17 protein-coding genes are annotated in these 22,332 nt (G+C 38.9%); 8 read left to right on the forward strand and 9 right to left on the reverse strand.

Annotated elements, in window-relative coordinates; all coding sequences use genetic code 11:
• Positions 1–609: 609 nt before the first annotated feature.
• From QNM16_RS12345 to QNM16_RS12360, 4 genes are all read right to left on the reverse strand, one after another.
• Positions 610–819 carry a hypothetical protein gene (locus QNM16_RS12345; protein ID WP_284020761.1) on the reverse strand — a complete coding sequence of 70 codons (210 nt, stop codon included), beginning with the start codon at positions 817–819 and terminating at the stop codon, positions 610–612.
• A complete protein-coding gene (locus tag QNM16_RS12350; RefSeq protein WP_284020762.1) occupies positions 812–2,314 on the reverse strand; it encodes a tetratricopeptide repeat protein in 1,503 nt (500 codons plus the stop codon). The genes QNM16_RS12345 and QNM16_RS12350 overlap by 8 nt, the downstream gene beginning before the upstream one ends.
• Before the next feature lie 110 nt (positions 2,315–2,424).
• Complete coding sequence (locus tag QNM16_RS12355; RefSeq protein WP_284020763.1) at positions 2,425–2,577, reverse strand: hypothetical protein; 153 nt, start codon at positions 2,575–2,577, stop codon at positions 2,425–2,427.
• A gap of 5 nt (positions 2,578–2,582) precedes the next feature.
• Entirely contained in the window at positions 2,583–3,941 is a 1,359-nt protein-coding gene (locus QNM16_RS12360; RefSeq protein ID WP_284020764.1) for a tetratricopeptide repeat protein, read from the reverse strand.
• Between the two features lie 305 nt (positions 3,942–4,246).
• Here QNM16_RS12360 and QNM16_RS12365 point away from each other — a divergent pair, with 305 nt between their 5' ends.
• Positions 4,247–4,744, forward strand: a complete 498-nt coding sequence (locus QNM16_RS12365; protein WP_284020765.1) for a hypothetical protein — start codon at positions 4,247–4,249, stop codon at positions 4,742–4,744.
• A 481-nt stretch (positions 4,745–5,225) separates the two neighbouring features.
• On the opposite strand, the gene QNM16_RS12370 is transcribed toward QNM16_RS12365, so the two are convergent.
• The 5 genes from QNM16_RS12370 to QNM16_RS12390 all read right to left on the reverse strand — a co-directional run bounded on the left by QNM16_RS12370 (position 5,226) and on the right by QNM16_RS12390 (position 14,318).
• Positions 5,226–5,678, reverse strand: coding sequence for a hypothetical protein (locus tag QNM16_RS12370; RefSeq protein WP_284020766.1), 453 nt, complete (start codon positions 5,676–5,678; stop codon positions 5,226–5,228).
• A 451-nt stretch (positions 5,679–6,129) separates the two neighbouring features.
• Complete coding sequence (locus tag QNM16_RS12375; RefSeq protein ID WP_284020767.1) at positions 6,130–7,890, reverse strand: FAD-binding oxidoreductase; 1,761 nt, start codon at positions 7,888–7,890, stop codon at positions 6,130–6,132.
• Positions 7,868–9,637 (reverse strand): alpha-keto acid decarboxylase family protein, encoded by a 1,770-nt coding sequence (locus QNM16_RS12380; RefSeq protein ID WP_284020768.1) that lies wholly within the window; start codon positions 9,635–9,637, stop codon positions 7,868–7,870. The genes QNM16_RS12375 and QNM16_RS12380 overlap by 23 nt, the downstream gene beginning before the upstream one ends.
• Positions 9,624–11,471, reverse strand: a complete 1,848-nt coding sequence (locus QNM16_RS12385; protein ID WP_284020769.1) for a flavin monoamine oxidase family protein — start codon at positions 11,469–11,471, stop codon at positions 9,624–9,626. The genes QNM16_RS12380 and QNM16_RS12385 overlap by 14 nt, the downstream gene beginning before the upstream one ends.
• 1,041 nt (positions 11,472–12,512) lie before the next feature.
• Positions 12,513–14,318 (reverse strand): RICIN domain-containing protein, encoded by a 1,806-nt coding sequence (locus tag QNM16_RS12390; protein ID WP_284020770.1) that lies wholly within the window; start codon positions 14,316–14,318, stop codon positions 12,513–12,515.
• A gap of 341 nt (positions 14,319–14,659) precedes the next feature.
• Here QNM16_RS12390 and QNM16_RS12395 point away from each other — a divergent pair, with 341 nt between their 5' ends.
• The 7 genes from QNM16_RS12395 to QNM16_RS12425 all read left to right on the forward strand — a co-directional run bounded on the left by QNM16_RS12395 (position 14,660) and on the right by QNM16_RS12425 (position 22,332).
• Positions 14,660–15,544 carry a hypothetical protein gene (locus tag QNM16_RS12395; protein WP_284020771.1) on the forward strand — a complete coding sequence of 295 codons (885 nt, stop codon included), beginning with the start codon at positions 14,660–14,662 and terminating at the stop codon, positions 15,542–15,544.
• A gap of 212 nt (positions 15,545–15,756) precedes the next feature.
• Complete coding sequence (locus QNM16_RS12400) at positions 15,757–16,140, forward strand: response regulator (protein ID WP_023399139.1); 384 nt, start codon at positions 15,757–15,759, stop codon at positions 16,138–16,140.
• Positions 16,137–17,048 carry an AAA family ATPase gene (locus QNM16_RS12405; protein ID WP_284020772.1) on the forward strand — a complete coding sequence of 304 codons (912 nt, stop codon included), beginning with the start codon at positions 16,137–16,139 and terminating at the stop codon, positions 17,046–17,048. The genes QNM16_RS12400 and QNM16_RS12405 overlap by 4 nt, the downstream gene beginning before the upstream one ends.
• A complete protein-coding gene (locus QNM16_RS12410) occupies positions 17,048–17,998 on the forward strand; it encodes a DUF58 domain-containing protein (RefSeq protein ID WP_284020773.1) in 951 nt (316 codons plus the stop codon). Before QNM16_RS12405 ends, QNM16_RS12410 begins: the two co-directional genes overlap by 1 nt.
• Positions 17,988–19,937: a transglutaminase TgpA family protein gene (locus QNM16_RS12415; protein ID WP_284020774.1), complete on the forward strand. Its 1,950-nt coding sequence runs from the start codon at positions 17,988–17,990 to the stop codon at positions 19,935–19,937. The genes QNM16_RS12410 and QNM16_RS12415 overlap by 11 nt, the downstream gene beginning before the upstream one ends.
• A gap of 1 nt (position 19,938) precedes the next feature.
• Positions 19,939–21,261: a Na+/H+ antiporter family protein gene (locus QNM16_RS12420; RefSeq protein ID WP_284020775.1), complete on the forward strand. Its 1,323-nt coding sequence runs from the start codon at positions 19,939–19,941 to the stop codon at positions 21,259–21,261.
• 195 nt (positions 21,262–21,456) lie between these two features.
• Positions 21,457–22,332, forward strand: coding sequence for a 2-phospho-L-lactate transferase CofD family protein (locus QNM16_RS12425; RefSeq protein ID WP_284020776.1), 876 nt, complete (start codon positions 21,457–21,459; stop codon positions 22,330–22,332).

The following is a 22,332-nucleotide window of genomic DNA, read 5'->3' on the forward strand; positions in this document are numbered from 1 at the left end:
AATTTTTTGTTTGTTTTTCTCTTTGTTTTCAATCAAAGTATCTTGATTAAATTATAAAATCTGGAATTATTTTGGGGACGTTATATTAGAATCTTACTCACTTGAGCATATATTAGGTACGGAATGGGCTTTGATTAGTTATCTTTTAAACGATTTAAATAATACTTTGCTATACAGCAAGCTTTGAGTTTTTTAGATTGGCTTTATATGATTTTTATTTTCTACGATGATTTTATGTTTAGTTATTACTTAATATAAAGTTAAACTTATAACGCTTTATTTTGGTTTATCTGTGAACAAATAAGATTGTAATTTATAAGAGAGCTTATTTTCTTGTTAATAAATGAGGTGATATATGATGGTTCTGGTGAATAGAGTAAGGATAATATACTTATATGGGTATATAAGATAGCCTATAATTTACGTTATGTTAAATTGGGATCGTGTAGAAAGTCAGAAGTAATAACTCCTTCTCTTACTAAGCGTTTAAACCGCTTATCTTTGCAATGTCCAATACTTACCAGTATCGGACTTAATGTGAGTTTCAAACCAAGGTTCAAGCGTCAATTTCATCCCAGACTCCGCTTTTCTTAATAATCGTTACAGCTGCTACTTTTTCGGCAGCTCACCTTTATTATCTCCACCTATTTGTACGGCGTTATTAATATTACTACCCGATATGCTCTGGTTAACGGATTTTTGCGGCTCACTGCGCCCTGACTTTTTGAATATAGCGATAATCACTCCGATAATTGTCACCAGCAGCGTCAATGCACCAATTTGCTCACCGATACTAAGTGAAGTAAACCATTCAATCATTATTCTCTTCCTTTATGCTCTCAAATTCTTCAAGCCAGCTAGAGACTTCCGCTATTTGAGGTCGTGCGCCCAATTGCTCGAACAATGCAAAGGCCTTTTCCCAATGCACTTTTGCTTGATTCAGGTCGCCCTGTTGTTCATATAGAATACCCATATTGGCATACTGAATGGCCATGCCTTCTTTGTGACCCAGAGATTCATTGATTTCAAGGCTCTTTCGGTAATACTCAAGCGCCTTATCCAGCTCGCCTTGTGTTTGATAAACATTCCCTATATTACCATAATCACATGCCATACCTTCTTTGCGACCTAGAGACTCTTCAATTTCAAGGCTTTTTTGGTAATACTCAAGCGCCTTATCCAGCTCGCCTTGTGTTTGATAAACATTCCCTATATTACCATAATCACATGCCATACCTTCTTTGCGACCTAGAGACTCTTCAATTTCAAGGCTCTTTTGGTAATTATCAAGCGCTTTATCCAGCTCGCCTTGTGTTTGATAAACAAGCCCCATATTGCCATACTGGATAGCCATACCTACTTTACGACCCAGAGATTCATTGATTTCAAGGCTCTTTTGGTAATACTCAAGCGCCTTATCTAGCTCGCCTTGTATTTGATAAACAAGCCCCATATTGCCATACTGGATAGCCATACCTACTTTACGACCCAGAGATTCATTGATTTCAAGGCTCTTTTGGTAATACTCAAGCGCCTTATCTAGCTCGCCTTGTGTTTTATAAACAAGCCCCATATTGCCATACTGGATAGCCATACCTACTTTACGACCCAGAGTTTCATTGATTTCATGGCTCTTTTGGTAATACTCAAGCGCCTTATCTAGCTCGCCTTGTGTTTTATAAACAAGCCCCATATTGCCATACGATATAGATTTACCTTTATTATCACCTGTCTTTTCAGCCAAGTTTAAAGCATGTTGATAGGCTTGTAGTGCGTTGTCTAATTCGCCAATTCGGTCATAAATATGGCCAGCCATAGTCCAAGCATTAAAATGTTCAGGGTTTAATTGCGTTGCCCTAACAAAATCCTTTAGTGCTTGGTTAGACTCATGAAGATAAGTTAACGAGCCACGCTGGAAATAATACTCGGCCTGTTTGAGAATGACGTCTTCGTTAGCATCAATCAGCTTTGAGAGTAGCGCTCGTGCTTTATTGACATCGCCACTATCTATGATTGCTTGTAATGCGGCATCTACATCTTCGGCGGACAATTCGTTATTATGTTTGCTTTCACTCAAATTCAAGATGATTTCTTCATGAGTTTTTCGCTGCTGCTCGTATTCAGAAATTTCAATGCGTTTCTTATCTAGTTCTACTCTTAATACTTCATTCAATGCTTCTAGCGCTTTTATAGCCTTGCTATCAGACAAGACAATATTACCTGAATTATTCCCTGCAATTTGAATCACAGTTGAGTTATCAGAGCGTACTGCTTGGAATACGCCGCTTAATTTTTTGAATAGAGATGCTATCAACTTTATATCCTTGTATTGCTTCACAATACAACTCTACTTAACTGGATACTAAAAGCAATGTAAACATGAAAGATTTAATGCAGAAATGAAATGGTAAATGGGAGAAGGTTTTAACTCACTTTGGGATGTCTAAAAACAAACGTATTTTTATCTAAATTTGAAACGCGCGTTACAATAGCGACAAGTACTCCGATAATTGTCACCAGCAGCGTCAATGCACCAATTTGCAATTCAGTGCTAAGTGAGGTAAACCACTCAATCATAGTTCTTACTCCTTTGTATTCTCTAATTCTGCAAGGTATCTAGACACTTGCTCAATTTGAGGTTGTGCACCAACTTGCTCAAATAATACCAAGGCCTTTTTCCAATATGCTCTTGCTTGTTTGAGGTTGCCTTGATTTATATATAGATTTCCCATATTGCCATACTGGTTCGCCATGCCTTCTTTGCGACCTAGAGATTCATCGATTTCTAGACTCTTTTGGTAATATTCAAGAGCTTTATCTAGTTTGCCTTGTATTTGGTAAATAACCCCCATATTGCCATACTGGCTAGATATTCCTTCTTTACGATCAAGAGATTCGCTGATTTCCAAGCACTTTTGGTGATATTCAAGTGCCTTAACTAGCTCACCTTTTTTCCTATAAACAACCCCCATATTGCCAAAGTCACTGGCCATTCCTTCTTTATTACCTAGTGATTCATCGATTTCAAGACTCTTTTGATAGTATTCAAGCGCTTTATCTAGTTCGTCTTGTATTTGATAAATAAGCCCAATATTGCCAAAGTCACTGGCCATACCTTTTTTATTGCCTAGAGATTCATTGATTTCGAGGCTCTTTTGGAAATATTCAAGTCCCTCATATAATTTTCCTTTTTTTCCGTAAACAACCCCCATATTCCCATAGTCTCTAGCTATACCTTTTTTGTTTCCTTGAGATTCATTGATTTCAAGGCTCTTATGGTAATATTCTAGCGCCTTATCCAGCTCGCCTTTTGTTTGGTAAACAATACCTATATTGCCATACGACACAGATTTTCCTTCACCATCATCGGTCTTTTCAGCCAAGTTTAAAACATGTCGATACGCTTGAAGTGCACTGTCTAAATCACCAGTTCGCTTATACATATGGCCAGCCATATTCCAAGCATTTAGATGCTCAGGGTTTAATTGCGTTGCCCTGACAAAATCTTCTAGTGTCTGTTGAGACTCATGAAGATAAGTTAACGAACCGCGCTGGTAATAGCACTCAGCCTGTTTGAGAATGGTGTCTTCGTTTTCCTCAATCAGCTTTGACAGTAGCGCTTGTGCTTTATCGACGTCGCCACTATCTATGATTGCTTGTAATGCTGCTTCAACTTCTTCAGCGGGCAATTCGTTATTTTGTTTGCTTTGACTTAAATTAGAGATGATGTCGAGATAAGTTTGAAGCTGTTGCTTGTATTCAGATATTTCAATTTGCTTTTTATCTAATTCAGCTTTTAAGGCGTCAAATGCTTTCACTGCTATCGGGTCCTTGAAGACAATATCACCTGAATTATTCCCTGCAATTTGAATCACAGTTGAGTTATCAGAGCGTACTGCTTGAAATACGCCGCTTAATTTTTTGAATAGAGATGCTATCAACGTTATATCCTTGTATTACTCCTCAATATAACTCTACTTAACTGGATACTAAAAGCAATGCAAACATGAAAGAATTAATACAGAAATGCGAATGTAAAAATAGAGGAAGGTTTTAGGAAACTTTGCATTGTCCAATTACAAATGTATTTTTATTCAAACTCGGAGCGCGCGTTACAATTAATAGACCTATTTGGGGCTGTAACGATTAATTTGTTTCGGTGAATTGAGCAATGAAATTAGATGCTTTTTTTGTTATTTTTAGTGTAGTTTAGAACGGTAAAACCCCAATAAAGGATTTATTGTATATGAGGTTTAAAGTGCATAGTTTATTTAGCTTTTTCTTGCTAATTTCAACCAGTTTAAGTGCTAATGAATCAGAGCTGATAGGTTCGGGCTCTAGCTCTTATCATGTACGGTACGACATTGCGAGCTCGGTTAGCTTAAATGAATTACTTTTAAATGAAAGTGAAGGTGGCTTGCATAGTGTGCGGTTATTGTGTTGTTTCGGTAAGGAAAGTTTTATAGGTGAAGTAGTTAAGTATTATGAAGAGCACATTCCCTATGAACTAGAAGTAGCATTTAAATCCTCAGGTAATTTGCACAACCCAGCTCTTTCCCCTTTAAAAGAGCACTTTAAAAATGCAATTAGATCTACTTCAAAGTATCGCCTAATAGATAAAACCCTAAAACAATACAAATATGAAATAAAGTCGATATGGTTTGAGAAGTTTACTTTTCGCAGGGGCGAACTGTATGCCGATATTAACTTTGAAATTTTATATCTCGACAGTAAGGAAGATTAAATTTGTGAACAACTTAAGCCGCTACTACCCCGTGCTACCCCTTATTATGTTGCTAAGTATCATATTCGTAATTAGTTTTTCAGAATATTGGATTATAGCCATAACTCAAAGCCCTGAAGTTCTAAAAAGCTATAATTTTGGTTCAGAAGCGATGGTATATTATGGCGGTGAAAAATATCGTTCAGCAGCTACCTATTCAGAACATAACCTTACACTTGCTTTGATTACTCTATCGTGTATTGCAGCTATAGTTGGGGTTATGGAAAAATGTAACTCTCGCAAAGTTTTTAAGTCTTACTTATTGGTAACTGTGGTCTCAGCCATATGGTTCTTTGTATGACAACGTTAAACAAGCCCACACAACTCACAACGAAGGCTGATCATAAAACTGTAGTAAGCTAACTCTATTGTTTAAGTTCACACGCTAGTATTTGGCCTAAAAAAATTAATTTGTATCTATTTTGGTTATGCTTGGCTCTCTTTAATGCCATACCGATACTGGAAATGACAAACGCATAAATGTTCGTGATATTAAATCGAGTTTTACACCAAACTGGATGATTTCCTCATTACTCCAGCCATCTGGGTGTAACCAATTTTCGTCTTCTAACTCACATAATATACCTAGCTCTTTGTCTAGCATGCTAAGCGGCGCCGCAGCTAGGCCCCAAAGCATGACGAGCTTGCCTTCGGTCTCATAATTGCGAGGCGTATTGGACTCTAATGCCCGAAAATACTTTTTGGTTTCCATCAGTGCTTTTGACACTTCAACCAAGATTGCGTCTCTTAGGTAATGCTTATCCATCGGGATTGAGTAAAGCTTTAAGGCCACTTCGTTGAGTTTATCTATCAATTCATTGTGTGCTTGGCTATGGTGCCTTTCAAACATTTCAACATAAGCATCTTGTGCTGTGGTTGTTGGTTTAAGTGCCATATTCATTCACTCCCTTTGCTAGCATGTTGTAAGTTTAAAACAGATTGAAGCTGCTCTTTTCAATCTTAGGTTTAGCAATTCGAAGTGCAAATTGACAAATAAAATTATTGATATTTTTTGATTAATTTTCGTGTGAGTTTTAGTTGGTTGAATTTATTGGTGTTGAGTAATTTCCTTAAATTAATTGTGTTCCTATAATGAGTGGGGATTGACGATGATCTATTCAGATTGCAGTGTGTACAAATGTTAATTACTCATGGTGTTTTATCATTGTTCAAAGCTTTATTCAGGGCAGGTACAAGACGTTCACTATAGCAATGGCAATATAATAATAAGTAACAAAGTGTTCTATTTTCGCTTTGTTACTTATGTGCCATTTGTATATATTTTACAATCAAAACAGCTTATTTATCTGCTCAACAGAAGACATAAGCATGAACGTCATAATGAGTTAAATAATCGTCTTTCTTGTTCTTAAATGATTGAAGTTAATGTAAATCTCTTCTCCTTCTAGATCTGAATCAATTTTGAAACCAGAGTATTTTTCCTTGATTTGTATTAGCTCCTGATAGCTGTCTTGAAAGTAAGTTTTTGTTGGTATGGACGAATCTTTAAAGCTGATAAAAGCGCCATACGCTCCGTCAATCGGTGTGTCGCGGCTTACTTCAATCCAGTCTAAGGCTCTGTTTACATAACGGAACACTGGGTTATCTTGGCCAAGCATTTTGCGATCAAAGCTCCCGTCATATTTTAGCTCCGTATTCCACCATGTTTGATATTGAATTGTATACTGGGCTTTCGAATAAGGAAAAGCGACACGTTTAGCTGCGCCAGTAATTGTGTCATCTGCATAAAACGGCCCTGCAATAGCACCCAAGGTTACGTATGAGAACAAGCCAAGTTCTGCATTTTGTTCGAACAGTAATGGCGAAGTTAAAGACCGCAATAGTTCTGCTCTGCCCTCCTCAGTGAGACCCGTGTCTTGAACGAGTTTTGAGGTGATTTTATGTGGTGCCGGTGCGTCATAATCAGGTGTAAATGGCGTACCATTTGCATTTGATACTAGAGCTTGCTTCATACCAACTGGTTTCAAGTTTGCTAAGGTATCTCTAGACCAATTGGACATTAGTGCAGAGCTGTAGTTAAGCTTAGTATCAGTGCCTGTCTTTGTTACTTTTGCCGTTGGGAAATATTGTCCGACAAAATTGTCCAGCTCACTCTCTGTACCTTCCCAATACCCATACATGGTACTAGGGTGCCTCAGTGACTTTACACTGATACAGGCTTGATCTGGAATAGCGTTGATCTTAAGGTTTGTACCCACAAGGCGTTCGGTGCGCGGATCATTAATTGCGCGTTCCCACTGTGTCAATAAATTCCATGTTTCTAAATTCGTTGAGTCTGGTTCCGCATTGTTCCAATGGAGTTCAAAGCGGTGTATTTCGTCAGGGATTTCAAATGCCTTGACTCTGAACTCTGTGACTATGCCATAACTTAAAGCGCCGCCACCACGTAGCGCCCATAATATGTCTGGATATTCTGTTTCAGAGACTTCTATTTTTGATCCGTTTTGCAAAATAACGGTTGCACCAACGAGTGATTCACAACACATTCCCTTTGCTCTTGTCCAAGGCCCCCAGCCGCCCCCCTGAATGTAGCCAGCCAAGCCAACTGTTGCGCATGTACCGTGAGGAATTGTTAAAGGCGGGATCTTTTTATCTGCTGGCTTAGCCAATTTAGGGATAACCTGATAAAACCGATAACCTGAACCGATATGTGCAATATAGTCCTCTCCATGCTGATGAATGGAAAACTCTTTTAGCTCGCTAAGGTCGAGCAGCACAACGTCAGTACCAGTGCACTCCCCTTCATGATCATGACCGCCGGAGCGCACACGAATAGGTAGTTTGTGTCGTATCGCTTCTTGATAAGCATTTACAACATCATCGGTGTGCTTGCACATTACGATAACGGATGGAGAAAACTGCAATCGCGTATTAAAAATCAATGCTTTCGATTGGTATTGTAAAAAGCGCTTCTCATCTAGATCTGCTGAAGGTAGCAGGGTAAGTAATTGGTCGGACTCGAAAGCATGAGTTTGCTTTAGTGTTTCTATGTAGCTTATAGTTTTTTCCCAGTATGCCTCAATACGCTTTTCAGCTTCTTCTAATTGGCATTCGGGCTTTGGTTTATTGCATTGTTCTGTCATCATTATTTCCTTTTTCTGAGCTGCATGGACAATTTTCAACCTGAGTGCCTGTTATGGCTTCAGCGAGATCTTTTATCGCAGGTGCGAGGTCCTTTTTATTAAGGTTGACTTTAATTAAATATGACTTGTCTTGGTTGGTATTTATCGTCGAAAAAGCTTGATTTAAATCTCTTACATTTTCCACGTTCAAATATTCGACTAAATAAGCCTTCGCTAGCGCTTCGTAGTTCCAGTGATGAAGTTTATCAAAAGGTGCGAACTCCCCTGCTTGCGTAAATGCGCAGATATCAACAAAAGATTGCTCTATTGCATAGACTTGATTACTCATCACAAAAACAACAGTATTGAGCTTATTATGGCTAATTGTTGAGAGTGTTTGACACATCATCATAAAGCCACCATCACCTGCAATAACTGCGCTTCGTCTTTGATTGGCCAACCCTGTTCCTAGGGAGCACCCAGTTTCGTGACCTAATGAGCCCCAAGCGGCGTCGCTGACAAAGCGATTCTGTTCTATGCCTGTCAAACGTGCAGCCATATAAAGCGATGAGCTTTCACCTAATATTAAATTTAGACCTTGCACGTGCTGAGACTGCATTAATTGTTGTTGATAAGTAACAAAAAAATTATCGTATGTTATTTTTTCACCTTCATGGACAGGTGTATTCAAGTATGGATTATTTGGTATGGAACATTGCGCATGAAGCTGTCGTGGGTTGTGCTTGACGTAATCAACTAAGTCCCCAATAAACTGTGCCAAGTTGATACCATTAAAGCGTTCACACTGGCCTACCCTTGCTTGCCCCATATTCACTCTGATGAGTTTACTTCCTTGCTTATCTAACATTGTCAGGTAATCATCTGTGAATATCATGCCTAGTGCTAAAATGCAGTCGCGTCCGCTAACAAAGTTAAATGTTTCTGGCCAAGATGCTTCGCCGGCGTAGGTACCGATGAACAGTTCTTTTCCTACGCCTTGCGTTTCACTTAATACCGATTTGGCAAGTGTAGAGGTTGTATAAGGTATGTTTAAATGACAAAGTAAGCTTTCTACTTCTGCTTGTATGCCTAGGCGAGCAATTTCTATACCCAATAAAACGAGTGGTTTTTCTGCTTTTTCAAGCCGGTTAATCGTTTTTTCAAGTAGCGCTGCCATCGATGATGGATCTGAGGTTGGCTGTTGTACAATTAGGTTTCCATTAGGCTTATTGCATGGCGCTCCCCATACATTTTGCCAAGCTTCAAGGTATATTGGCCTCTTTTCGCTCATTGCTAATTGTAGCGCACGGTCTATGATACCTGGTGCAGTATTCGCATCAGCGAGAATTTCACTTGCGACGGTGACGTTTTCAAAAATTTTCTTGTCAGCACTATAATCACCTGTACTGTGATGGAACAGTACACCCGTTTGTTCTATATCGACACGATTTGATGCTGAGGGGCTCGCTGAAATAACGACGACGGGATTTCGCTCTACATAGGCACCAGCAATTGCATTTAAGACGCTAAATGTACCTACACCATATTGTACTGACACAGCGCCAATACCACGATATCTTGCGTAACCTTCAGCAGCATACCCTGCTCCTAGTTCGGTTACATCACCAACGGCATCGATGCCAGGAAAGTTGTCCAACGCAGTCATAAATTCTTGTACATAGTCCCCAGGGACTTGAAAAACTTTATCAAGTCCAAACTGCTTCAAGCGCCACAGCAGATAATCTGCAACGGTAAAATTAGCGGTACTCATGATTTATTCCTTCATAGGCAAACTCAGTAGCTTCATTGAGGGTTTGTGAGCTGGCGTTGGGCTGCTTACTTTCGGAGGAAGAGTCGCATTGATTGCAACAGTCAATTGGCAAATAATTATGAGGCTTGCCACATGCACTTAGCCATTTTGGCGTCGGTAACTTGAAGAACTCAGAAAGAGTTGACTCAGCCGTATTTAATGCACCTTCAACCCAGCCTTGTTCATATGAGTATGCCTCACCAATAATGTAGATATCTTCTGTCTCTACAGGATGGCGCATTTTACACATGATCTCATCTAGTCGATAGTTAGCCTTCCATTCATGCCAGCCACCACCATATGGATCATCTCCCCATTCTTGGTAGATGGCTGAGTAAGGCATAGGCAATGCTTTTTGATTATGTAGCGCTTGGATCTGACGGTGGGCAGCTTCAACCATACCCGTTGTGATTTGATATTGATTTTTAGGGACTATTTCATTTTGACCGTAGCCTTCAACGCCATATGCTGGTACATACCCTTGGTAATGTTCTCCCTTTTCTAGCCCCTTCCAATATGGGATTGTACCAATATCATTGTAGGAGGCCATCAGCAGCGAGTTGGTATTTGGCTCGCCATATGTGTATTGAGTTTTGCAGACCTTTTCGCCTTTTTCATTACATGTATACTCTACGCACTCTTTTTGGTCGCACTCAGTTCCTAAGTAGTAGGTTTGTCGGATAGGCAGATCCGTCACTGAACGACCAGCTACAAGCCCAAGGCTACGCCACCATGGCTGCTCGTACGCCATAAACATCTTGATTGCTTTTTGGCTTAACACGGATGGAATGTTTTCTTTCAACCAAGGGTCATCAAAAAAGGGTGACTCAATAAGCTCTAACGACCTTCTTGGCATGGCGAGGATCAACTTTTTAGCTTTAACGCATTGAACAGGGGCATTAGCATCAATGACTTTCTTTTGGTCATTCACTGTCATTGGTTGAAAAGTCAAATTGTAACGGTATTCTTCACAATCATGCATTTCAATTTTTACTAAACGTCGTAACATGTTGACCCGTTCAGCACTCTCTAGGCAACCAGGTGCTTTTTTAAACTCATCACGAAGCTTAAGAGGTAGAGCTTGAAAACCATCTTTCAGAGTTTTAAATATGGTATCGTCGCTGTACTCTGTCGCTGGTAATTGGGTTACTGCACTGGCATTTGCAACATTGGCATCGTAACCTCCAGCCTCTTTCATAAATAGATAAGCTTCGTTACTCAGCACATGCTCTAAAAGATTCCAAAAACCTAGTTTCCATATTTCTTTACCAAAAACTTTGACTTTCATTTGTTCAGATAGCGACATATCTGCAAAGCCCGGACAGATCAGGTTCATTACTTTTACTTGTAAATCTTCAGGTCCATATCCGCGCTCGGTTTCTTCAAGGTTGTAAGGTATTTTATCTGGGCATTCAGCAAAATCTCTATACCGAAAGTATTGGCCTCGTAAGTAAAATAAATTGTTTTCACTACCTGCTTTGGGTGAGTTATGCTGCTCAGAGGGATATAATGGTAGCTCTGAGCCCATCGGAAAATCTTTTGTTTTTAGTTCTAGTTCATCGACTAGTGTACTCACCATAACGTGCTCTTCAGGGATATATCGCATACCTCCGAGTTCAGCAACAACATTAGGCAGGCCAGGAAGGTTTGCACTGTAAAGCCGACCTCCGATTCGATCGCTATACTCGTATAAAGCAATACGTTGGTCGTGACCTAACTCTTGTTGCAGACGCCACGCGCTATAAACCCCAGATACTCCGCCACCCACAATGGCAATGTCTACTTCACTTTTCATTTGAATGCTCCTTTGAGAAATAACTTAAAGAGCATATTTAAGATTCCTTATGTTAACTATTACACATAATTACAGCGCATTATTCAAAGTGTTAAACTGGTTCATCAATTAACTATTTGAATATAGGTTTACATGCTTCTTAGTTTTTTAAAAAAAAGTAAATTATGATGAATCAATCTTATTTATACGCATGTTAATTTCAAACACTTTTCAAGCTATAATGGCACATCAGAACGAAAAATTTAAACTCATTTTTGATATTTTATTTTTAAATATATAGCACGCGATAAAATAATTTTTGCAGTTGGGAATAGGTGTTATTTATCGTTTAAATGTATGAATATACATCTGAGACCAATTACCAAATCAATAATAAAAAAGCTTTTAATGTTTAAACTTTAATATTCATAACAGGGTGAAATGTTTGATACTCATCATAACTATTGTCATCAGTGTTAAAGACGGCTGCTAGTTCGCTGTAGTTTGATATCCCACTTAGCTACACATTACCTGAAGAAGCGATAGCTTTTATTCTCATTGATTCTAGTGTTATCTGAGTAAGCAACATAATTTGTGACACTATTAACACCCAACTAATGTATCAAGGCTCTCTGTTACTATGGCTGGTAGGTACTCTCAAGGTATCTGCAATTAGACTTACAAATGATGAAATTGTACTTGTATTAACATTTTAATTTGTGCTTAAGAGTGCTTGGCTATTGCTGTCGTTCAGGACCTTGAAATTTTGAAGAGCTACAAATTCGGCTCTTGAGCTATGTTGTAGCATGGTGATGAAAAATACTGCTCTGCAGAAGTTTATACAAAATTTATTTGAGTCTTGATCTAAATGCAAGTTTGAGTGTTATTGCGATTATTTTGGAAATAGAAAAGCTTCGTTCATTCCGAGTTATTTAATCATATTTATTGGTTGTAGCAATATCTGTTGCATTTTTTATTTAGCGAGTCATTGAATAAATTATAAACTTAATTATTGTATTTAATAACACACCCAGAAAAACTGGGTGTGTTATATGAAGCTATTTAATTAGAAATAACCACGTTGTTGTGCCTTGTTAACACTGGGCAATCCCACAAGTGTGTTCTTGTGTAGTTATGTGGCGCTGGTGCATCTACACAGCGTGATGGTTGCAGAACCGTTTTTAATTGACCGTTAATGTATTCAAACTGCTGTGTTGGGCTTGTGTTACAGTCCCAAATCATCAGTTTTTCACCGTTGCTAGTTGCTGAGTTTCTGTAATCTAAACACTTGTTATAGTCTACTCTACTTCTCACTTTTCCGTCATTGGTGAATAACCATTTTTGGTTTGCGCCATTGTGACAGTCGTGTAGCATGATGTCTTGGCCATTGCTTGGATGATATCCTGCAATATCTAAGCACCTATCGAATAGTTTCATCTCAACATGTTTTTCAATGCCTAAATAATTGTCATTCCATGTGTGAGGATCTGCAGCTTCTAACCATCTTACTGTATTTTTCATGTTTCCTTTACCTGCGCTACTCCAAGAGAATAGATAGTCTGAGTCATTTGGTAAACATAGGTAATTGTCTTGCCATGTATGAGGGTCTGCTAATTCGATGATTTGCGTACAGCGCATGCCATCAATCGGGCCTGCATATGACCATTTCATGCCAAGGTCTTGGGATGAACAGAAGTAGTTGTCGTGCCACGTATGCGGATCTGCTGGCTCCACTGTTTGTACACAGTACATACCATCTACTTTGCCAAATGATTTAAAGGTAAATGATACACCACCAAGAGCTGTGTGCTGGTCCATGGCGTGGACACCTGTCAGTGAACTGATAGACAAGTCTTGTTGATTACAATCAACGCCGTTCGCTTGTAGTCTGCCGTTTTGGCATTCTTTAAATACAACTTGTCTTGATGTACTACCTGCTTGCAAGTTAATTGGATTTGCACTGACTCCAACCGCTGTCATTTTATGTTGATTTCGCAAAGCTTGTACGTCGACCAGAGCAAGGAAGTCACTGCTATTCAATGATGCAAATGCCAGGCTGACTTTCATCTTTTTAACCGTACTTGATAGGCTTACGCTGTTTCCGGATACCTGTAAAGGAGCATTCTTATGGTAACCAACAGAAAATTTTAATTGGTTGTTAGGTGTTCCTGGATTAACAGCCTGAACAAAAAAGCTCATGATTGGTTCGTGGCGGTTTGAACGATGGCCATACTTGATGCGTTCAAGCTCGTTAACGTCAACAGCAACCCCTACTCCTAGATTACCTTTATTGACCATAAACATCAGAGATTGTGCGCCATCATATGTCTTAACCTGATCAACGACCTGCTTTAAGGTATTGTAGTCAATGTCTTTGATTAGGCTATGTACTATGTTTCTTGCTACTTCGACGTTGTTTTCATTAACGCCATCAACTAGGGCTTCTAATTGACCTAAATGGTGTGCATTAGTGACTGCAACAGTGGCAAAGTGCTCAAGTGCAGCGATTTTTTGTTGTTGGTCCGCTACAAACGTTCCAATGTTGTCTAAAGTAGCCAGTTGCTGTGCAAGCGATATCGCTTTATCAGTAATCGCTGATGAATCTACACCAACCAAGTTAGTTGCGCTGTTTACAACATTTGCACCATGTCTCAGTGTATCAATTGCAATAGTTGTCACAGGGCTTGTAACGTGCCTAACTACTTGCGCCACTTGTGAAACGGCACCGCCAACGGTCCCAATTGGATCTTTAAAGAAGTCACCAATACTGCCCCAACCAAACGCATTTGCTTGGCTGGTCATCACCATAGAGCCTGCTACCACAGAGGCAACGACTGCTGAATTTACGATCCCTTTTCGTGAACCCATTATTTACTCCAAAATTTATTATTGTTTAATTACACGACGCTCAAAGGCATTTGTATTGGCTTTGAAATCGTTTCATAAATTACATTAATGAATATGGGGTTTCTATTACACTGTATTACATATGTAAATAAGGTTTCATTTTTGTGACTGATGCCTTTGGGCCTGAGGTTTTAATGAAATGCAATAGAGAAGCGCTTGATTATGGTCATTTTGTTCAGGCGTGATAGATAATCTTTATGAGGAATACTTATTATCTTACTAGGCAAATTTCTAAATGTTGTGTAGAGAAATGAGATTCTCGGCTACAATTTAATAGTGACTTGATGATAGAGGCATAAATAGTGAGTTGCAGTGATAGGTTGGCTGGTTTGTTTTTGATAGCTGCTTGCACCTTTAGCGAAAGTTTGAATGCACATGGTGTGCATATCTACCTAGATGATCAATTGGACTACGAGCTTTTTAGCTCTGGCGATCAGCAACCTCTTAATATCGCCGGCGCAACGAATATGTTTGTGCTTTCACAAGTCGAAGACATTGTTGTTCATTATGTTAAATCTAGCCGAAAGCGGGCGATTAAATCATTACAGCAGTCTAATGTTGCGGCTTGCAACATCAATATGATTAAAAACGAGCAACGCAAGTCAGATTATTACTTCAGCTTGCCTGTTAACTTTTATTGGGCACATAAACTGTACTCTCATCATGACTTGTCAAAAGCAACTGATGGTGTGTTAAACGCTGAGGGCGAAATAACATCACTGCCCGCGTTGTTTGATGCGTATGACAAGAGTGCAATAGTCATTGCGGAAAATTTCTCGTATGGTGATTTTCTCGACAAACAGCTGGCTTCTATTAATGCAGGTAATTTGATTTTGCGCGGTGGTGCAGATCACTACCAGACGGTGTACCGTATGTTTATATCAAATAGGGTGGACTTTTTACTTAACTACCCTGCTGAGTTTCACCGATATAGTAACAAGGTTGATTTACCTATTCGCTCATACCACATAGCTGGATCGCCAAAAGTGATTATTGGGCACTTTATGTGTAATAAAACCCCGACCAGCAAACAGTTTATCGCAACAGTAAATGGAATTTTGTTAAATAGCTATGGCGGTAATGCATTTTTGCAAGCGCATTTAGATTATCTGCCAAATGAAGAGCACAGCTTGCTTAAGTCATACCTTGAGCAATACATAAAGAGAAATGTGCATATAAAACGTTAATGTGTCATGTAATATTTTCTTTTTTCGTTTTTATTGCGTTGCAAATACTTAAATTCTTATTGTGGCAATCTATATCATGTTTGGCGTTAAGCATATTAATAGGTAAAAATAACCTGTCAGAGCCAGTACTTTGATTTGATATAAATAAAGCATTGAGCTCATAGCCGCCATGACATAGTATTAAGTCAGTCGCAGTCAGATAGTATTACAATATGGAACTTGTTAGACCTTTAGAGCCTATACTTATTATTGATGATGTAGAAGAAGTCAGAAGCTACCTAATTGATATTTTAGAAAACTTAGGATTCGAAGAAATATACGAATCAAAGGACTTTACGTCAGCCAAACCTTTGCTTGAGTCCAAATCCCCCAACGTACTTTTTCTGGATATAGAATTACCAGATACAGATGGTACGCAAATACTTGAGTATGTGAATGATCAGTTCCCAAACACACACGTTATTATGTGCTCAGGTCATAATAGTCTTGAAAATGTACAAAACACATGGGAGCTTGGCGCTAAAGGCTTTATAGCCAAACCATTTAATGCCAAAAAAGTTGATACTGTCATGAAAAGATTAGAAATGATTGCATGAACCAAATTACCAGCAAAATAATTGAAAATTTATCCCAATTAATTTTAGGGAAAAACGAGCAGTTGAAACTGGCTTTATGTTGTTTGTTAAGTAAAGGGCATTTGCTAATTGAAGATTTACCGGGCATGGGGAAAACAACACTATCGCACGGTCTTGCAAGCGTCCTCGGCTTGAGCTATCAAAGGGTACAATTTACCAGTGATCTTTTGCCTGCGGACATAACGGGCTCTAGTATTTTCAATACTCAAACTCATACGTTTGATTTTCATCCAGGGCCTATTTTTAGCCAAATTGTATTGGCAGATGAAATAAACCGCGCGAGTCCTAAAACACAAAGCGCGCTATTAGAAGCAATGGAAGAAGGTCAGGTGACCATTGATGGTAATACACATCCCCTAGCACAGCCATTTTTTGTGATAGCGACTCAAAATCCACTTCATCAATCTGGTACTCACCCATTACCAGAGTCACAATTAGATCGATTTTTTATGCGAATAAGCTTGGGCTACCCTGACTTTGAAGTTGAAAAGTCATTGATACAGCAAGGAAATAAGCGGGATTTAGATGTAGCTGACCCAAGTCTTGCGATCAGCAATGAGCAGTTGGCGGCTCTTCAAGATGAAGTCATGAACGTGAAGTTATCGGAGCCTGTTGTACAGTATATTTTAGATTTAGTCACTTTTACCCGTGATTCTGGTGAGTTTAGCGATCCTTTATCACCGAGAGCTAGTATCGCGCTTGGATTGTCGGCTCGGGCACATGCATTAATTAATGGGCGTGACTTTGCATTGCCAGACGATGTACAAGCAGTCTTCGGTTGTGTTGCTGGGCATCGCTTAAATATTCCCTGCAATGAACAAAATACCGTTGTTAACTCAATTTTTGAACGAGTCGCGGTACCAGTGTAATGCGTAAGGCTATTTATAAAGGCTGGATAGATAAACTTATCGCAAAAAAACATAGCGCTAACATTATAACGTTTTCACATAACAACATTTACGTAATGCCATCACTTCTTGGATTGGGGTTTCTTTCTTTTGCGTTACTTAACTTTATTCTCGGTATTAACTATCAAAATAACCTGATCCTTGGTGTTTCGTATTTGATGCTTATGCTGCAAATATCGTCATTGTTTTACGGCTATTTCAATTTGCACGGTGTAAAGCTTGAATTACGTGATATTAAAAGTAATTTTTATGGCAATCACAATGAATGTAAGTTTAAAGTTTATTCTCAAAAGCCAATCTATTCTGTTAGTGTGGTTAGCGCAGATTGGGAAGGACATGGCTTTGAACAGGAAAACATTTTTGAAACCAGCTTTGTGCAGGTAGTTCGTTTGAATCAAAAAAAACGTGGTAAGTATTCTGGCGGTAAATTTAAAATTTATAGTAATTACCCTTTTGGTTTGGTTAATGTGTGGAGTTATTTACTTACAGATAAGAGCTTTTTTACCTATCCTGCGCCGCTTAAATCTGAACTCAGTCTCCATGAATCAATAGATATGAGTGAAGACACAGAATTGTTAGCGAATAAGTCCGACAGTTTAGATGAATTTTCTGGGTTAAAACCGTATCAAAAAGGGATGAGCCGTAATCGAATTTCGTGGCGACACTTTGCTAAGAGTCAAGAATTACTTGTTAAAGACTATGTTGGTGACAGTCACGGTGTAAGCTTAGTACTAGATTTTAATATGATGGAAGGCACAAAAGAGTCTCGGCTTTCTCAATTGTGTTTTCAAGTACTTGAAGCTGATCGATTAGGGTATGAATTTGCATTACATCTTCCAAATGCATACACACCGCCGGGTAACAGCGAAGCTCATGTTGTTCAGTGTTTGGAGAGCTTGAGTGAGTGTTAAAGAACTAGTTCGTCAAAATACGCTAATTTCTTCATTTGTATACTGTGGTTTGTCTTTATTACTATTCCAAAGTTTGGGTTATGTTTTTTGTGTTTCAATTTTATTGATTTGCATTTTTAAAATTAGCACGTCTGTAGGGGCAGTTAAATATCCATCTAAGCTTGTAATTAACTTACTAGCAATGACGGTCATTGTGGTGGTCTTTCTATCTCTTGGCTTTAGCCAAGCTATCGAAATGTTTGTTGCTATGCTTTTTGGTGCTTGTTCATTGAAAATGCTGAGTGTCAGTTCAGTAAAACAGGCTCAAAGTGTTTATATTCTCAACTTTTTTACCTATCCTTGTTTTTATCTTTTTTCACAAAATATTTTATCGTTTTTGTTAGTCGCAGCATTGCTATTGTTAAACTTGGGGCAGTTATTCAGTGTGACCCACCATGTTCCTCTAAAGGCTTCTATCAATAGTTCAGTACGCAAGTTTGTATTTAGTTTACCTCTAGCGGTTGTTATGGTTGCTTTAGTGCCAAAGCTTCCGCCTTTTTGGCAGCTTCCTAGTGCAAAGACTGCATCTACAGGCTTATCAGAAGATGTTGACCCATTTCAGATTTCCGAGCTTTCCCGCTCTTCCGAGCTGGCATTTCGCGCTTTACTCCCAGAGTCTAATGGTTTTGAACCTCCTTTTTATTGGCGTGCAATTATTCATGATAGGTTTGATGGTAAAAAGTGGGCGATGTCCGATTTACAAAACCGCTTTCTAAGTAAGACCTATGAGCCCACTGCTTCAAACTATACTGTTATTGCAAATCCGTCTAATACGCGTTGGTTATATACTTTGGATGAAGGTATTCCTGCTAGTAAAGGAATTAGGGTTAATTATTTCGGTATGGTATATCAAAGGCATTTAACTAATAAACCTATGCAATATGAAGTATCTCCAGTTAAGTTAGATGACGCGAGAATGCCACGGTGGGAATATAATTTAAACACACATTTACCTAATGATATCAATCCAAGAGCCATTACATTAGCAAAAGAATGGGATGCCCAAACAAGCTCGACTCAGGCATTTATCGCTAAAATGGAATCATTTTTTACGACACAAGACTTTGAATACAGTTTGACTCCACCCAGTATTAACTCCAAAGATACGATCGATGAATTCTTATTCGGTTCACAGGTAGGATTTTGCGGACACTATGCATCTTCTGCTGCTTTTTTAATGCGTACAGCTGGGATCCCAACGAGGCTTGTGTCCGGTTATTTGGGAGGACAGTTAAATGAAGAAAGCAACTATTATGCAGTGTATCAATATGATGCACATGCATGGGTTGAATATTATGTCCCTCAAGTTGGCTGGCAAAGACTTGATCCAACCGCTTGGGTTTCACCACAAAGGATGTTGGGCTCCTTAGCTGACTTGCGAGACCTTGAAAATGAATTTAAAGACAATTTGGGGCTGAGTTTACAGGCTTTTTCTAGCATTGCAGCAGTCAATTGGCTTCGATTACAGTTAGAGCAATTAGATTTTCACTGGACGAGATGGGTCTTAAACTTCGATGATAAGAAACAATCCTCATTGATCGAAATGTTGTTTGGGCACAAGCACAAGTTTTTGCCAGCACTAAGTGTTATTTTAATGCTGATCGTTGCGTTTGGCTGTTGGTTTATTTATTTAAATCTAAGAACTCGGCTCAATGATCCAAAAGAAGTGAGAATATATAAAAAGTTGATGGTGTTGAGTGATGAAAAATCTGATAAATTAACGCCTAAACAATTGTGTGAAAACCTTAAAGTTAAATGGCCAAATGCCTCTAAAGAACTGGATGAGTTTTATAGCTTGTTTGAGATTGCGCGCTTTAACGTACGCCCTCTTTCTGCCAAGCAATATCGAAGGCTTTCTCAATTAAACAAACAAATAATAAAAAAGGCAAAAATACAATAATATGAATGCTGTACTTATTGGGGTCATTTTGATGCTTGGCCTCTCACTATTGCGCGTGAACGTAATAGTAGCAATGACAATTAGTGCCTTGGTTGCAGGTTTAACTGCAGGCTTAGGACTAGAGAATACACTTAATGCGTTTAATGACGGTTTGTCTGGTGGTGCTGAAATTGCACTAAGCTATGCAATGTTAGGTGCATTTGCTGTGGCTATCTCCAAATCCGGTTTAACCTTAATCCTAGCTAATAAGCTACTTAGCTTGGTTAATAGTAAAAACAAAGACTCAGCCTCTTATCTAAGTATGTTGATCCTTGTGGTTATCATGGGCTGTGCGATTGCATCACAAAATCTGGTACCAGTTCATATTGCATTTATTCCTATATTGATCCCTCCTCTGATTGTGATATTCAATAAACTTAAAATGGATAGGCGCGCAATTGCATGTGTTTTGACATTTGGTCTTGCAACATCGTATATGGTTTTACCTTATGGTTTTGGTGGCATTTATTTGTATTCAATTTTGCATAAAAATTTAACTGATAATGGACTTGAAATTATTAACACATCCGTACCATATGCAATGATAATTCCTGCAATTGGCATGTTGATAGGATTATTGGTCGCTGTTTTTATCAGCTATCGTAAGCCAAGAGAGTATCAGTCAAATGAGATGACTTCTGAAAAAAGTGATTTAGTTGTGGAAGATCAGCGTAAGGTACTTATTGCTGGTGGTATCGCTGTTATTTGTTCGCTACTTGCGCAAAATGTAAGTGGTTCAATGATTTTGGGTGGACTAGTTGGTGTAATGATGTTTGCTCTTTTTGGTTTAATTAAGTGGGAGCAAAACTCTGATATCTTCACCAAAGGCGTTGCAATGATGGCGATGATTGGCTTCATTATGATCTCGGCTCAAGGCTTTGCATCCGTAATGAAAGAGACAGGTGATGTTGCATCCTTAGTGCAAACTTGTGCCAATTTAATTGGTGATAGTAAGCCAATTGCAGCAGCAGTCATTCTACTTGTTGGCCTATTGATCACTATGGGTATTGGTAGCTCGTTCTCGACGGTTCCAATCATCGCGACGCTGTTTGTCCCTCTCTCTTTGGAAGTTGGTTTCTCAGCTATGGCTACAGTGGCGTTGGTTGGTACTGCTGGCGCTTTAGGAGATGCAGGTTCCCCTGCGTCAGATTCAACATTAGGCCCAACTTCGGGTTTAAATACAGATGGTCAGCATGACCACATTTGGGATTCTGTTGTACCGACCTTTATCCACTTCAATATTCCGCTTTTGATCTTCGGTTGGATTGCTGCAATGGTTTTATAAAATTAGACTGGGGCATTTGCCCCCTTTTTTTGATTTATATCCTCTTTTTTCATTAAGTGAACTTTTTCGATTTGCATTTTTAAAATGCAAATTTTTCTATCTACATTTCCACTATATCAATAAAAATCAACTGGTTACTTATTGGCCTATAAACTGCAGAACGTCTTTGTAAATTTAAAGGCGAGGACTAAAAATATGAATGTAGTGTTTGTAGGTGCAGGGCAAGAAATGCTTGATTTAATGAAGTCACTAAAACCTATGTGTCAAAGGCTAAGTGCGATATGCGCAACTGCTGAGCCAAGTTTTGATATAGATAATAAATGTGCGCTACTCTCTTATTCCCAATTGGAGATTCTTCAAAGCATGAGCCTCGCTTTAAACTCATGCAAAGAACAGGAAATGGCAACTCATGGTCACGTAGCTAACTTGGAGTTATTGGCGTTAATGTGTCATACACCCACAGAAGCGATGACTGTTTTCAATCAATCCTTAAATACGTCAAACAGTGTGCTGCCTATGTCGGACTTTGCAACTGATTTGATTGCAATTACGTATGGCGGAGAAACGGTTGTTGGTGCAAAGAATATTAACGACCTCAAGGCTCTGCCAAAAGAAGTGTTTCTTTCAAAAGATGTGAATACATCCCTTGATGCCGTCGCGGTGATAGAAGATGCGGATCTAATTATATTCGGTCCTTGTAATCCAATCACAGACTTAATGCCTTTGTTACTAATACAAGATATCAGAAGCGCAATTTTACAAACTACAGCCAGTCGCCTATTTATCGATATGCCAAATTCCACCAGCACACTGGTTAATAGCTGTACGTCAGCAGAATATTTACATTGGATGAAATGTCAGATTGGATATCAGTTTTTCGATGTGACGATTTCTAATCAGTTTTCTGAGATTTTACAATATCACTATCAGGAAAGTATGTCGGTAAGCCCTGATGATGCAGCAAACAATAAAACTTTAGGTATGTTGAATGCGTTATGTGAGGTACCAACTGCAGTGTCTTTGGAGGCTATGACTAAAGCTAAGCTGCAAGTAACCCCGGTTAGATATTAG

The sequence above is a fragment of the Pseudoalteromonas umbrosa genome (assembly GCF_030125375.1).
Taxonomy (GTDB): domain Bacteria; phylum Pseudomonadota; class Gammaproteobacteria; order Enterobacterales; family Alteromonadaceae; genus Pseudoalteromonas; species Pseudoalteromonas umbrosa.